The organism is Myroides sp., from assembly GCF_032073645.1.
GTDB lineage: Bacteria > Bacteroidota > Bacteroidia > Flavobacteriales > Flavobacteriaceae > Flavobacterium > Flavobacterium odoratimimum.
Genome location: NZ_DAMANB010000016.1, coordinates 88,073 through 101,442 on the forward strand (window position 1 = coordinate 88,073; position 13,370 = coordinate 101,442).

At 32.5% G+C, this 13,370-nt stretch carries 18 protein-coding genes; 1 reads left to right on the top strand and 17 read right to left on the bottom strand.

The window, feature by feature from the left end; translation table 11 throughout:
* Positions 1-4: 4 nt before the first annotated feature.
* The 14 genes from ric to RT228_RS12565 all read right to left on the bottom strand — a co-directional run bounded on the left by ric (position 5) and on the right by RT228_RS12565 (position 10,456).
* A complete protein-coding gene (gene ric, locus RT228_RS12500; protein ID WP_006262009.1) occupies positions 5-718 on the bottom strand; it encodes an iron-sulfur cluster repair di-iron protein in 714 nt (237 codons plus the stop codon).
* Positions 708-2,954, bottom strand: coding sequence for a nitric-oxide reductase large subunit (locus RT228_RS12505; protein WP_006262010.1), 2,247 nt, complete (start codon positions 2,952-2,954; stop codon positions 708-710). Before RT228_RS12505 ends, ric begins: the two co-directional genes overlap by 11 nt.
* Before the next feature lie 70 nt (positions 2,955-3,024).
* A complete protein-coding gene (locus RT228_RS12510) occupies positions 3,025-3,459 on the bottom strand; it encodes an RrF2 family transcriptional regulator (protein WP_006262011.1) in 435 nt (144 codons plus the stop codon).
* Between the two features lie 138 nt (positions 3,460-3,597).
* Positions 3,598-3,909, bottom strand: coding sequence for a DUF721 domain-containing protein (locus RT228_RS12515; protein WP_006260299.1), 312 nt, complete (start codon positions 3,907-3,909; stop codon positions 3,598-3,600).
* An 8-nt stretch (positions 3,910-3,917) separates the two neighbouring features.
* The gene (locus RT228_RS12520) at positions 3,918-4,346 is read right to left on the bottom strand and encodes a hypothetical protein (protein WP_006260300.1); all 429 of its coding nucleotides are present in this window, start codon (positions 4,344-4,346) and stop codon (positions 3,918-3,920) included.
* A gap of 11 nt (positions 4,347-4,357) precedes the next feature.
* Positions 4,358-5,311 (bottom strand): signal recognition particle-docking protein FtsY, encoded by a 954-nt coding sequence (gene ftsY, locus RT228_RS12525; RefSeq protein WP_025124486.1) that lies wholly within the window; start codon positions 5,309-5,311, stop codon positions 4,358-4,360.
* 215 nt (positions 5,312-5,526) lie between these two features.
* Entirely contained in the window at positions 5,527-5,679 is a 153-nt protein-coding gene (locus RT228_RS12530) for a DUF4295 domain-containing protein (protein WP_006260302.1), read from the bottom strand.
* Between the two features lie 9 nt (positions 5,680-5,688).
* Positions 5,689-5,871 (bottom strand): 50S ribosomal protein L33, encoded by a 183-nt coding sequence (gene rpmG / locus RT228_RS12535; protein WP_006260303.1) that lies wholly within the window; start codon positions 5,869-5,871, stop codon positions 5,689-5,691.
* 26 nt (positions 5,872-5,897) lie between these two features.
* Positions 5,898-6,134, bottom strand: a complete 237-nt coding sequence (gene rpmB / locus RT228_RS12540; RefSeq protein WP_006260304.1) for a 50S ribosomal protein L28 — start codon at positions 6,132-6,134, stop codon at positions 5,898-5,900.
* An 81-nt stretch (positions 6,135-6,215) separates the two neighbouring features.
* The gene (locus RT228_RS12545) at positions 6,216-7,460 is read right to left on the bottom strand and encodes a CinA family nicotinamide mononucleotide deamidase-related protein (RefSeq protein WP_006260305.1); all 1,245 of its coding nucleotides are present in this window, start codon (positions 7,458-7,460) and stop codon (positions 6,216-6,218) included.
* A gap of 8 nt (positions 7,461-7,468) precedes the next feature.
* Positions 7,469-7,813: a hypothetical protein gene (locus RT228_RS12550; RefSeq protein WP_006260306.1), complete on the bottom strand. Its 345-nt coding sequence runs from the start codon at positions 7,811-7,813 to the stop codon at positions 7,469-7,471.
* Between the two features lie 4 nt (positions 7,814-7,817).
* Positions 7,818-8,429, bottom strand: a complete 612-nt coding sequence (locus RT228_RS12555; protein WP_006260307.1) for a fumarylacetoacetate hydrolase family protein — start codon at positions 8,427-8,429, stop codon at positions 7,818-7,820.
* A gap of 10 nt (positions 8,430-8,439) precedes the next feature.
* Positions 8,440-9,213: a 3'-5' exonuclease gene (locus tag RT228_RS12560; protein ID WP_006260308.1), complete on the bottom strand. Its 774-nt coding sequence runs from the start codon at positions 9,211-9,213 to the stop codon at positions 8,440-8,442.
* Between the two features lie 211 nt (positions 9,214-9,424).
* Positions 9,425-10,456 (bottom strand): cytochrome-c peroxidase, encoded by a 1,032-nt coding sequence (locus tag RT228_RS12565; protein ID WP_006260309.1) that lies wholly within the window; start codon positions 10,454-10,456, stop codon positions 9,425-9,427.
* A gap of 231 nt (positions 10,457-10,687) precedes the next feature.
* Between RT228_RS12565 and RT228_RS12570 the strand changes: the two genes are divergently transcribed.
* Positions 10,688-11,137: a hypothetical protein gene (locus RT228_RS12570; protein ID WP_006262012.1), complete on the top strand. Its 450-nt coding sequence runs from the start codon at positions 10,688-10,690 to the stop codon at positions 11,135-11,137.
* A 189-nt stretch (positions 11,138-11,326) separates the two neighbouring features.
* Here RT228_RS12570 and RT228_RS12575 read toward each other — a convergent pair whose 3' ends face one another.
* The 3 genes from RT228_RS12575 to RT228_RS12585 form a co-directional block, all read right to left on the bottom strand.
* Positions 11,327-11,764 carry an acyl-CoA thioesterase gene (locus RT228_RS12575; protein WP_115283947.1) on the bottom strand — a complete coding sequence of 146 codons (438 nt, stop codon included), beginning with the start codon at positions 11,762-11,764 and terminating at the stop codon, positions 11,327-11,329.
* A 118-nt stretch (positions 11,765-11,882) separates the two neighbouring features.
* The gene (locus tag RT228_RS12580) at positions 11,883-12,902 is read right to left on the bottom strand and encodes a DUF4421 family protein (protein ID WP_006262013.1); all 1,020 of its coding nucleotides are present in this window, start codon (positions 12,900-12,902) and stop codon (positions 11,883-11,885) included.
* Between the two features lie 95 nt (positions 12,903-12,997).
* Positions 12,998-13,252 carry a hypothetical protein gene (locus RT228_RS12585; protein WP_006262014.1) on the bottom strand — a complete coding sequence of 85 codons (255 nt, stop codon included), beginning with the start codon at positions 13,250-13,252 and terminating at the stop codon, positions 12,998-13,000.
* Positions 13,253-13,370 lie beyond the last annotated feature (118 nt).

Sequence of the window (13,370 nt, forward strand, 5' to 3'; positions counted from 1 at the left end):
AAGATTACTCGAATTTTTGTTCTAATACTATTGCACTTGGAAACAAAATATTATTTTCTAAGTGAATGTGTTTATGTAGGTCATCTTCGAACTCTTTTAGCATAGCGTAAGTAACCTTATATGTATTACATCCATCTGCTGGTGGTGTATAATTATTAGACAACTCTGCTATTTTTCGGAAACGTTCACCTTCCCCATCATGTTCATGCATCATCATGGCAACTGGATTTTGTACTGTACCAAAATGAGGTGTTTCTAAAGGTTGTCCTGAGATAGTTGAAGACACCATCTTACGAATAAATGGAAATAGAACAAGCTCTTCTTTTTTTAAGTGTTGGCTTAACTCCGCTGCACATCCAATAAACAATTCATTTATTTCAATTAACTCTGGGTGTCTATCTCCATGTACACTACTCAGTTTATTTAAAAATTGTAATAATACTGGGATCTTCTCCTCTACATATCGATGGTGTGTCTTCTCAATATAATCAGCTAACAAATCTAAAGGCCAATGTCTAAAATCGATATTATTCTCTGCTTGTTGTGTCAATAATCGTTCTAACTCTCCAATTAACTCTTCTCTATTGACTGATTTCTTTTCACATACCTCTTCAATAGTACGTCCTCCTTTACAACAAAAATCAATTCCATATCTATTGAATATTGCTGCTGTTCTAAAATCTTCTGCTACAAATGAGCCTACTGTTCTATTTATCATGATTGCTTTTTTTTAATGTTAATTTGAATACGAATAAAACGATAGCGAAAATACCTACTGTAAAGATTACGTCACCGATGGTACGTAGCCATTTCAGCGTATTCATAGCTGGTAGCTGCATAAGTTCGCTAGAACGCGCATACCACATACCGTGTTGAATACTTTCAATCGCTTGCCAAATACCGATAGGTAATAAACTTAAAAGTGCCATTAATAATAACCCTAAGTTCAATCCCCAGAAGCCTATTTTCAATAACTTCTCATTCCATTTAATATCTCTATATATACTTCTTAATACGAATAGCATAAGTCCAATTCCCAACATTCCATATACTCCAAATAAAGCAGTATGTGCGTGAAGAGGTGTTGTATTAAGTCCTTGTACATAATACAGTGCTATCGGTGGATTAATAATAAAGCCAAATACACCTGCTCCTAAGAAGTTCCAGAATGCCACTGCTATCATAAAGTATATAGGCCATTTATAATCCTGTAACCATCCTTTATGTGTAGATATTTTATAGTTCTCATAAGCTTCATAACCTATCAAAGTCAAAGGCACCACTTCTAAAGCACTGAACGTTGCTCCTAATGCCATTACTGCTGTTGGCGTTCCAGAGAAATATAAATGATGGAATGTACCTATAATCCCTCCAGACATAAATACAACAGTAGAGAACAATGCGCCATTAGTAGCTGTCTTGGTTTTAATCAACCCCATTCGTACGAATAAGAACGCTAAAACAACAGTTGCAAACACTTCAAAGAAGCCCTCTACCCATAAATGCACTACCCACCATCTCCAATATTCTGCTATTGCCAAGTTAGTTTGTCTTCCCCACATTAGCCCTGCTCCATAGAATAAAGCAATTGCACCACATGAGATTAAGAAAAGTATAATCAAATTGCGATGGCTTCCTTTTTCTTTCAATACAGGTAACAACGGTCTAATCATTAAAGCTAACCATACAAATAAGCCTACAAATAAGAAGATCTGCCAGAAACGACCTAAGTCTACATATTCATATCCTTGATGTCCGAACCAGAAGTTCTGTACTAAGTTTAGTTTTTGCATAATACCAAACCACTGACCAATCATAGACCCCAACACAATAATCAATAAGGCTATAAATAGGAAGTTCACTCCGAATACTTGAAACTTAGGATCCTTGCCTCCTACTGCAGGTGCAATATATAATCCTGTTCCTAACCAAGCAGTAGCTATCCAAAAAATAGCCAATTGGGTATGCCATGTACGCGTTACTGAATAAGGTAGAATTTGATCTAATGGAATACCATATAAACCTTGTCCTTCTACTCCATAATGAGCTGTTACAATTCCTAATCCTACTTGTAATAGCATCAATAAACATACTACCCAGAAATATTTCTTCAAGATAGTCATACTCTTAGTTACAGTTCCGTTTGATACAGGATCTTCCACTGGCACCATGTCTTCTTCCTCTTGCTTAGAGGCTACGTGATAATAAACTAATACCCCTACTGCAAAAATCAATAAGATAACACTCACTCCAGACCAAGCGATAAGAGGTGTAGTAGCTACGTTACCTACTAACTCTTCCGCAGGCCAGTTATGTGTATAACTAACATCATTATCTGGTCTATTAGTTACAGTAGCCCATGTAGCCCAAAAGAAGAAAGCATTCATTTGTTTCAATCTTGTTGGATCAGTTAGCGCATTATTAGGTATTGCATAATCTTTACGCAGTTGCGTAAATTCAGGGTCATCTGTAAATAACTTAGTATAATACTCCTGAAGATGTAAACGAGCTTTATTTCGTTCCTCTGTAATCGTCAAAACACCAGTTGCTTTGTCATAAGTATTAGCTCTAATATTAGCTTGTAAATGTGCTTTTAAATAAGCCTGTTCTTCTAATGAACTATTTTCATAAGACTTATTATACTTCTCTTGAGCATAATACTCCAATAAATACAATGCTTCTCTATGCAGAAAATCAGCAGTCCAATCAGGAGCAACATAAGCTCCATGTCCCCATACAGAGCCAACTTCTTGGCCTCCTATACTCTGCCAGACATTCTGACCGTCTTTTATATCACTAGCAGTTAATACAATTTCACCATTAGTTGTTCTAACTTCGATGGGTACTGGTGGTGCTTCTTGATAAATTTCAATACCGAAATAACCGAGTACCCCAAATGAGAATAACATTACTATCGTAAATGCTATCCATAACTTTCTTTGTCTATTTTTCATACTTTTAAATAGAAGACTTTTTTATCCTTTATTGTTTTGTAAAAAAAGGGAAGTTACTCCCCACGTATAATTACAACTTCAAGAAAGTATCACCAGACTTGGTACCATTGGCTAACTCTCGCAAAGTAGTAGTTTCTAACATATTTCTCAACCCTTCTCGGATTGCTTTAAATTTAAAGTGAACAGGACATGGGTGCGTCTCAGAACACTGAGCTAACCCTAATCCACATCCCTTGTAGATAGAATCACCATCGATCACATTCACCACCTCACATAGCTTAATATTGTCTAAGCTTGCTATCGGAATTTCAAATCCTCCTCCTACTCCCTTAACCGATTCAATCACTCCACTCTTAGATAGCTTTTGAAGTATCTTAGCTGTAAAAGCTTCTGGAGCATCTATCTCTTTTGCTATTTCTTTAAAGCCTACACGCTCCCCTTTCAGTGAAGATACTGAGATAAAAACAACTGAACGAATAGCGTATTCACAAGCTTTAGAAAACATATCATTTATTTTAATAGTACAAATATAAAACAATTCTACATATAAAAGACAATAAAGTCCTTTATATGTAAAATAAAAAAGCAATATTAATCTAATAGACTAATATTGCTTCCTATATAGATAATTATACATTATAACTTATCTAAAAATTATTTCTTTTATTACCTCTCTCCCTAGCTCCTCATTTATCATTCTAATTATCTTACTCTTTCCATAAGTTAATTCTTCGCGTACAATAGGAGAAGACAAAGCTACATAAAGTACATCACGTTTTAAAAGTATATCTAATGTATAATTAGCTATTCCTGGTCCTAATAGATTCTTCCAAGCGGCACGAACATCAAGATTATCAATTCCTTTATCTAAGTTATTCTCCTTTATAAAAATCTTTAAAAGATCCTGAATACTACTCTCTTCTCGTAATCGTTTATTTACATCATACTTCTTCAATGCCTAAATTATTTTAAAGTAAAAGGTACCGCCTTTTTATAATAGTAGATAATATCATTTTCGTTTTTTACAACAAACTCATCCTCATCCAATTCTACTAACTCTTCCTTCCATTCAGCAAACTCAGTCTTATACATTAACCAAGTCTTACCTGCCTCATTAACTATAGTTAGGTTTTCTTGCACCTCATTCGTTAAATACTCACCATTCACCTGTGGCATTACTTTCTGACGAAAACCAACTCCTTTATCATTTATCTCAAAGAAATCAATAGAAGAATTAATGGTATAATCTTTCACCTCACCATCTGGCAATTTTGCTTTCTCTATTTCCCAATAACCATTAATTACCTTTAAGTCCTCAGGTGTAAATTCTTTCCCACAGCTTGCTACTAAAAAAAGTATACCTATGAAAAACACTTTATATAATCTACTCATAACTATTACTTCTATTTAAAAAATGAATCAACAAATTCAAATTTATTAAACACTTGCAAATCTTCGATTCCTTCTCCTACACCTATATACTTAACAGGTATTTGGAATTGATCAGATATACCAATAACTACACCACCTTTAGCAGTTCCATCTAATTTAGTTACAGCCAAACAGTTTACTTCTGTTGCTGCTGTGAATTGCTTAGCTTGTTCAAAGGCATTTTGTCCTGTAGAACCATCTAATACCAACATCACATCATGAGGAGCATCTGGAATAACTTTCTGCATAACACGTTTAACTTTAGTAAGCTCATTCATTAAGTTTACTTTATTATGTAAACGACCGGCTGTATCTATAATTACAACATCAGCGTTCTGAGTTACTGCAGACTGCAAAGTATCAAAAGCAACAGAAGCTGGATCACTTCCCATTTGTTGTCTTACAATTGGCACACCTACTCTATCTGCCCACACTTGTAATTGATCAATAGCAGCTGCTCTAAATGTATCTGCAGCACCTAATACAACATTCAATCCTGCTTTCTTAAATTGATAAGCTAACTTTCCTATCGTTGTTGTCTTTCCAGCACCATTTACTCCTACTACCATCAATACATAAGGCTTTTTATCTTTTGGAATTTCAAACTCTGTTGCTTCACCAGATTGAGTCTCTGATAACAATCCTGCTATCTCATCTCTAAGAATCTGATTTAACTCATCTGTTCCAACATATTTATCTCTCGAAACACGCTCTTCAATACGCTCAATAATTTTCAATGTAGTATTAACACCTACATCAGATGACACAAGTATTTCTTCTAGATTATCAAGTACATCATCATCTACTTTTGACTTACCAGCAACTGCTTTAGTCAGTTTTGAGAAAAAAGAAGATTTAGACTTTTCTAAACCTTTATCTAAAGTTTCCTTCTTTTCCGAAGAAAATAACTTCTTAAAAAAACTCATATTACTTTTATTAACTACTGCAAATATAAAGAATAAAAAGTGAATCAATTTACCCAAATCACAGGATAAAAAAATAAACAACTTTTGTTCTTTTTATTATAAATGAAAAAAGCATCCATAAAAGGTGCTTTCAAATAAAACTTGGTATCATAAATATATACACAAAAAAAGCTGCCTATAATAGACAGCTTTTCTAGATCTTTATAATGGTAAAATTACTTCTTGTTTAAGAAATCATCCACAAAGTCAGGAGCCATAACAGCTTCAACGAATGTGTAAGCTCCAGTTTTAGGAGATTTAACCATTTTAATTGCTTTCGTCAACTTTTTAGAAGATGTTCTTAAAGTCGCTACGGTTTTCTTTGCCATGACTAATAATTATTTAATTTCTTTGTGAACTGTTACTTTCTTCATGATAGGATTAAATTTCTTAATCTCTAATCTATCAGGTGTGTTTTTCTTATTCTTAGTCGTGATGTATCTTGAAGTTCCTGGTAAACCAGATGCTTTGTGTTCAGTACATTCTAAGATTACTTGAATTCTGTTCCCTTTCTTTGCCATCGTATTCTATTTTTTAATGGTATGAATTATTTTACTAATCCTTTTGCTTTTGCATCTTTCAATACAGCAGTAATACCTTTTTTGTTAATTGTTTTTAATGCAGACGTTGATAATTTCAATGTTACCCATCTGTCTTCTTCAGCAATGTAGAAACGTTTTTTAACTAAGTTCACAGAAAACTTTCTCTTAGTTTTATTCATCGCGTGAGAAACGTTGTTTCCAACCATTGCTCTTTTACCAGTAATTTCACAAACTCTTGACATTATTTCTTATCTTTTATTTCAATATTCAAAATCAGGGTGCAAAGTAACGAAAAAGAAAATTATCTTACAAATTCTTTTAGGTTATTTTTTTAATATTTCATTATATATCAATTCTAAACCCTTTGCTATAGCACTGTTTATAACCTTTTCTCTTGGTTGGCCTAATTCATATTTTTTTGTAAACACTCCTATAGGCGTTGCGATTCCTATACATACAGTTCCTACCTCGACATCAGAATCTCCCTTAGATGGTCCAGCATTTCCAGTAGTAGCAATTGCATAGTCACTATTAAATTTTAATCGTGCTTGCTCAGCCATTTCCATAGCTACTTCTTCACTAACTACTGTATATTTATTTATTGTATCTTGATTAACTCCTAGTATATTTACTTTACTCTCGGTTGCATAACATACCATTCCTCCTTTAAAGTAAGCAGAAGAGCCTGGTTTAGCATTAAACATAACAGCTAACCGTCCACCTGTACAACTTTCTGCAAAAGAAATAGTTTTATTTCTAATTTGCAACTCTTTTATAATAATTTCAGGAAAGTCAATATCCTCATAAGCTCGAATATATGCTTTCACAGACTCAGGCATTCTATCAATTTGCATCTCAATGCTTTGAGACAAGAAATCTTGATTAGAACCTCTACTTGACAGACGTAATCTTACTTTACCAGGGCTTGGTAAATAAGCTAATTTTATATCTGACGGTAAATTATTCTCCCAATCTTCAAGATATTCTGCTAACAAACTTTCTCCAATACCATAAGTAATTATCGTTTTATGGATATTAAATACCCCCTTAAAGTGATCTTTAATATAAGGAACTAATTGCTCACTAAATATTGTTTTCATTTCAAGAGGAACTCCTGGAAAAGAAACAAAAGTAGTGTTGTTTTTTTGCATTAACATACCTGGAGCAGTCCCTACAGTATTAAATAAAACAGTAGAAGTAGAAGGCACTAAAGCTTGCTGTTTATTAACCTCTGAAATAGGCCTTTTAAAGTAATTCTCTATAAGTGTCGTCACATGAGCTAAAACTTGCTCATCTATGACTAGATGATCCTCAAAAAAGTCACAAAACACTTTTTTAGTCACATCATCCTTAGTCGGTCCTAATCCTCCTGTCATTATAACTAAATCCACCTGTCCCATTTGAGAAGACATAGCCTTCTCTATTGATTCTTTTTTATCAGAAATAGTTATAATTTCTGATACTTCGAATCCTAACAAATCAAGTTCCTTTGCTAAATACACAGAATTAGTATCTACAATCTGACCGATGAGAATCTCATCTCCTATAGTGATTATACTTGCTTTCATACTATTTTCTATAAGCTAAAGTCTTTCTGTATCTCTTTACGAGCTTTCTTTACTCTCTCTTTAAAGATTTTAAAAGTCTCCTTTACAGCTTTAGTCTTTCCTTTTTCTTTAGTCCATTCTTCTATTAGAGAAGCCTCTTCGATAGCCTGTTCCATTCCTAAAAACTCTAATGAAGGCATCAATATATTCATACTTTCTGCTACATTGCCATAGTTCTTATCATTGATTCCAAGCTTTATTTTTTTGACCAAATCTTTAGATTCTTCAACAAAAACGATTAAGCCAGCTTTCACTAACGCTTGGTCATCGTTATAAGTCTGTAATATAGGTCCTAAATCATAATGAAGTGCCATACGCTTATTTTACATTTAAACGGAATAACTTTTTACCTGCTAGAGTTCCTTCTAGCACATCTCCTTCATTTACTTTCCCTACTCCTTTTGGAGTACCTGTGAAGATTAAATCTCCTTTCTTCAGAGTAAAATATTTAGACACTTCTGCTATAGTCTCATCTATGTTCCAAATCATCTGTGCAGTACTAGCCTCCTGAACTGTATTGCCGTTTTGTATTAATGAGAATGTAGTATCATAAAGGTTTTCTAATTCTTGCTTATCAATAAACTCTCCTAACATAGCAGATCCATCAAAAGCTTTTGCCTTCTCCCAAGGCAATCCTTTTTCTTTTAATTTACTCTGCATATCTCTAGCAGTAAAATCAATTCCTACAGTAACCTCATCATAATATTTATGAGCAAACTTAGGTTCAATATGCTTACCTACTTTAGTAATTTTCACCACTACTTCTACTTCATAATGAATATCATCAGAAAACTCAGGAATAGCAAATGGACACTCTCTACCTAATAAAGCAGAATCAGGTTTAATAAATAATACAGGCTCTGAAGGTCTTTCATTGTTTAGCTCTTCAATATGCTCTACATAATTTCTTCCTATACAAACTATCTTCATAAAGATGTAATTACAACTTATTATTTAATTTTCTCAATTTCAGACCAGTCAATACTTTCTTAGTATACAATGGAAAATCTGCATTCTGAATCCAACCATAGTACCCAGGCTCATTCTCCAAAACATCGTCTACTAATGCTCCTTTGTGCTTTCCAAAAGTAAATATTTCTTTACCTTCTTCATTTAATGCAATAAACCCAGCGAAGTCAACACTTTTCTTACGAGTAGTAAACTCAGACAACGACTTCATATCATTCTCTAAGTCCTCATATCTATCTAATTGTGCTTTTAATATCTCATAAGTCGCATTTGTATCTGCCGTTGCTGAGTGTGCATTATCTAAATTCTCATTACAATAAAAACGATAAGCAGCACTTAATGTACGCTCTTCCTTTTTATGGAAGATTGTCTGGATATCTACTGACACTCTATTTCCCATTTCAAAATCCACTCCTGCTCTCAATAATTCTTCTGCTAATAGTGGGATATCAAAACGATCTGAATTAAACCCAGCTAAGTCAGAATCTTTAATCATATTGTACACTAGCGGAGCTAATTCTTTAAACGTTGGCTCATTCGCTACCTTCTCATCAGTAATACCATGTATAGCTGTAGACTGCGCAGGTATAGCTCTTTCTGGATTTACTAACCAAGTCTTGCTTTCTTTATTTCCATTTGGAAACACTTTTAATATCGATATTTCTACAACTCTGTCTCTTGCTACGTCTATACCTGTTGTCTCTAAATCAAAGAAACAAATTGGTCTATGTAATTTCAACTCCATTATTCTATTTTTATTTAATTACAAATATAATAAATGTAAACTTTAGCATATTAAAAACCAATACTAACTTTTTTAACATTAATAACTAATATCGACATATTTACTTTTTATTATCTTCATGAATATATAACAATTATCACAAATAATAAAGGCTATTCTTAAACAGAATAGCCTTTAAATAAAACATTTAAAATAACATATCTAACCAAATCTATGACTCAAAAGGTGATTTCTTCACCTCATCATCTATATCACTAGACAAACTTCCTAAGAACACTGTAATATCATCTATTTGCTCTTGACTTAATTTTACATTAGTTTGTAAACTAGCCATAATACGCACAGCCTCTTTCAAATCCTTCACAGAACCATCGTGAAAATAAGGTCCTGTATGCTCTATATTTCTCAATCCAGGTACTTTAAATAAATATTTCTCTGTATCTTTTTTACTTAAATCAGCTAGCCCATTATCTATCTTAGCTGATTTAGTTTCTTGCCAATAATCACCGTACACTCCGAATTTTTGGAACATCTGCCCTCCTAACGCTACTCCATTATGACAAGTAATACATCCCACAGAAATAAATGTTTCTAATCCTTTTTGCTCTTGTGCTGTTAATGCAGCTACATCTCCATCTAAGAACTTATCAAATCTACTCTCTGGCATTAATGTACGTTCAAATGCACCAATGGCATTAGTAATATTTTTAAATGTGATAGGTTCTTTATCCGATTTATACACAGCTGCAAACTTCTCCTTATACATATCGATTTTACGCAACCTATCTTCTAATTCTTTTTCATTTTTAATATTGTGCTCTACTGGATTTAGAATAGGCCCTCCAGCCTGCTCTTCAACATCTTTTGCTCTTCCATCCCAAAATTGCATATTATGCAAAGCTGCATGAAAAACAGTAGGTGAATTACGCCCCCCTAAAGACCCATCATCTCCAGGAGAAAAGGCTAAATTATCTACCCCATAGGTATTTAAGTTATGGCATGAATTACAGCTGATATTTCCATCTTTAGAAAGATTCGTATCAAAATACAAATATTTTCCTAAGGCTACTTTCTCTGGATCTAAATTTGTATTCTCTACAGAAGAAATAGGTTGAAAATAAGTTGAGGCTTTAGTTAATAATTCTGATTTGTTTTCTTCTTTATGATCTGAACTACTTGTTTGTTCCTTTTTACAACTGACAAATGCCAATAATACAGTCAATAAAACTAGATGCTTTTTCATATTTAATACTACTTTGATTTATGATATCAAGTTACTTAGTATAAAGAAGAAGAAGAATGACATATATCACCTTACACCACTACTTCTGGTTTTACTATTTATTCAACTTTAAACCCTTAAATCAACCATAAACTTAAAAATAACTATCGAAAAACAAACATCACATAATATTTATTTTGTTTTATTAAATATTTACTCTATTTTGGCTATAACCAACAACGATAAAATACTATGAAAACAATTTATTCTCTTCTTATCTCTTTCTCTTTAGCGATAATTTGTACAAGTTGTCACACCACAGAAACAATAGTATCTTCACCCTATAAACTAAAGAATGAAAAAACAGTAGTCTATTCCGCTAAAACCTTTATGTTTAAAAATTACTTTTTCACCTATGAGAACGGTGAAGCTACTTTAGTATATCAACAAGATGCTAAACTAAATGAAAAGACAGAGCCTGTATATTTAACACTAAGAGAAAATAAAGAAAACACTAGATTTCAGGAATTCACAGATAAGACTAAACAAATTACTGTAAAAATTATTAGTGATTATGAAGTAAGGTTACAGTTAGACAAAGCCCGATATACATTATATACTTCTAATCATTTAAAAGAAGTAAATGCCGATACTCAACGTATATTAGCAGATATTGCTTTATGGAAAAATGAACGTTATTAATATTATATAGCCTTCAAGGAATCAAAAGGTTTTCTACTAAGTGTAAAATAAGCTAGACTATTATAATATCTAATAAACAGAGAGGAACTATTCAATGGATAGTTCCTCTCTGTTTATTACCACCTATTTTAAAAACTACCGTTATCAAATACTATTAAAAATAGCTCCTATATTATCTTTTCTAAATATTTATAAACTTGGTTCATAAACAGAAACTTCCTCTCTTAGCCAAGTCGGAATCTCTATTGTTTTTTTCTCTTTAATATCGATCATCACCTGTGTACTCGTACCTATCGCATGCAAGATTAGATCTCTATTCTCCCCTTCACTAACAATAGCGTATTCAATCTCAAAACTCTTAACTCCCATTTTTGATATTCTTACACCAATTCTCGGGTGTCTTACATCTAACTTAATCTCTTTAATATAATTACAAGAAATATTAGCGATAACAAACATGTGCTTAAACCAGTCCCACGTTTTACTTGCCTGATTCATATAATACCCTCTACCGATTTGGAAGTAGTCTATATAGATTACATTATTAACATGTCCTAAGGCGTCCATATCACTCCATCTTATTTCTAATGGGTGGTAAAACCTAAAATCATTACTATTAAATTCCATATTTACTCATCTAAAGTTAGAGATTCAAGATATAAAAAACATATTAAACCACAACTCTACTTTCTTCATAATATCTAAACTCTAAGCAAAAAGTTTTTATTTCAGAAGTGTATTGATGTTATTCTTCATTTATGGTATTGTTCACATCATTACTTTTACTTCCAAATATGGCTTCTTTCCAATTGTAATCCTTTTTTAGAAAGCTGATTTCTCTCTTTAAATCAAATCGTTTGATAACAGTAAGATTAAATGTACTTGTCAATAGTCCTGTTTGATAATCCTTTTTCATATTTAGAAATAAACCATTCGCTATAGCAGATGCACTAATTATCCATTCTTTCCCAATATAACCAAGAGAAAAACGCCCTACTACAGAAGGATTAACTGTAAAAATTCTTTTATTCGTTAATAAGTTTTCTTCTATTGCTCCATTCACACCAAATGTAAATGCGCCTGCTACCAATACTTTTTTATACGGTACCCAGTTATACCCATACCCTATATTAGGACCAAAATGATATGTACGTTTATCATAATCTTGCAACTCTTCAGAAAAAACCGGAATATTCCGTAGTGATGAATAAAACACCCCTCCTCCTAATAATAAAGAACCTGCAGATTTTACTTGTACTTTATTAAAGTCGTAAGCAGCACCTAAAGAATACTTTTCATTATTCCATACGTATTGAAACAAGGCTCCATACATATGAATTTTAAAATCTGGAAATATATCATCCTCTGTTGGGGTATCATCTTTATGATCTCCTGTATAACGATAAAATCCTTTATTTCGTTTGTAATATAAATCAATCAGAAATTTATCTCCATAATGATGATATTGAAAATCTGTTGCTTTTGTTTTCCCTTTTTCTTTTTCTCTCATAAAAGAAAAACCATGACTAAAACTAAAAGAAGAACTACCCCATAAAAAACCTACCCCTATACTCACAGGTTTATTAGACTCAAAAGTCTGTGTGCTTTTTTTATCTTCTAAAGTATAGTCTAACGCTAATACATCCTTACCAAAAGCAAACTTAACACCATAAGACTTTATATGATCTCTTACATAAGTAGAATCAACCTGTGCAACAACAGACATTGACAACGAAAAAAATACTAATACTATTAAATACCTCACTATAACTGACAATTAATTATCTCAAAACAATATTAATAAAAAAACCTCTAGTCTTACAACTAGAGGTTTATTAAGTTTTTAATAGACTAAAAGATTTAGTTTACATCATAGTAGTCATATACATGATATTCGTTAAATGCAATTTCTTCATCACATTCTAAAGTTGAATAATGCTTCTCACCAGCATCAAATAGAACAAGATTTAAACGTTTAAATAATAAATTCAACATTTCTTTCTGTCCTTCTTCATCCAACTCTAAGGTCATTTTTACAATGTGCTCTTTACTTTCTGTGCTTTTTTGTTTATCTACACAGATTAGAGTTGCTTTAAAGTCACTAATACCTGTCAAAGATATTCCGGATCAGTGACAAAAGTTGGGGACTAGGCAAAAAGTCTAGTTAATCTAAAAAGAAAAAACTTCTTATCCCTAACACCTCTATACATCATACGGAAGTATTTAATTTTGG

Excerpts from the sequence above, each read along its gene's own strand:
- RT228_RS12570 (WP_006262012.1), top strand. The coding sequence starts at position 10,688 with ATGAAAACAATTTATTCTCTTCTTATCTCTTTCTCTTTAGCGATAATT.
- RT228_RS12530 (WP_006260302.1), bottom strand. The coding sequence starts at position 5,679 with ATGGCAAAGAAAACCGTAGCGACTTTAAGAACATCTTCTAAAAAGTTG.
- ric (WP_006262009.1), bottom strand. The coding sequence starts at position 718 with ATGATAAATAGAACAGTAGGCTCATTTGTAGCAGAAGATTTTAGAACA.
- RT228_RS12550 (WP_006260306.1), bottom strand. The coding sequence starts at position 7,813 with ATGGCACTTCATTATGATTTAGGACCTATATTACAGACTTATAACGAT.
- ftsY (WP_025124486.1), bottom strand. The coding sequence starts at position 5,311 with ATGAGTTTTTTTAAGAAGTTATTTTCTTCGGAAAAGAAGGAAACTTTA.
- RT228_RS12575 (WP_115283947.1), bottom strand. The coding sequence starts at position 11,764 with ATGGAATTTAATAGTAATGATTTTAGGTTTTACCACCCATTAGAAATA.
- RT228_RS12520 (WP_006260300.1), bottom strand. The coding sequence starts at position 4,346 with ATGAGTAGATTATATAAAGTGTTTTTCATAGGTATACTTTTTTTAGTA.
- RT228_RS12510 (WP_006262011.1), bottom strand. The coding sequence starts at position 3,459 with ATGTTTTCTAAAGCTTGTGAATACGCTATTCGTTCAGTTGTTTTTATC.
- rpmB (WP_006260304.1), bottom strand. The coding sequence starts at position 6,134 with ATGTCAAGAGTTTGTGAAATTACTGGTAAAAGAGCAATGGTTGGAAAC.
- rpmG (WP_006260303.1), bottom strand. The coding sequence starts at position 5,871 with ATGGCAAAGAAAGGGAACAGAATTCAAGTAATCTTAGAATGTACTGAA.
- RT228_RS12560 (WP_006260308.1), bottom strand. The coding sequence starts at position 9,213 with ATGGAGTTGAAATTACATAGACCAATTTGTTTCTTTGATTTAGAGACA.
- RT228_RS12555 (WP_006260307.1), bottom strand. The coding sequence starts at position 8,429 with ATGAAGATAGTTTGTATAGGAAGAAATTATGTAGAGCATATTGAAGAG.
- RT228_RS12545 (WP_006260305.1), bottom strand. The coding sequence starts at position 7,460 with ATGAAAGCAAGTATAATCACTATAGGAGATGAGATTCTCATCGGTCAG.
- RT228_RS12565 (WP_006260309.1), bottom strand. The coding sequence starts at position 10,456 with ATGAAAAAGCATCTAGTTTTATTGACTGTATTATTGGCATTTGTCAGT.
- RT228_RS12505 (WP_006262010.1), bottom strand. The coding sequence starts at position 2,954 with ATGAAAAATAGACAAAGAAAGTTATGGATAGCATTTACGATAGTAATG.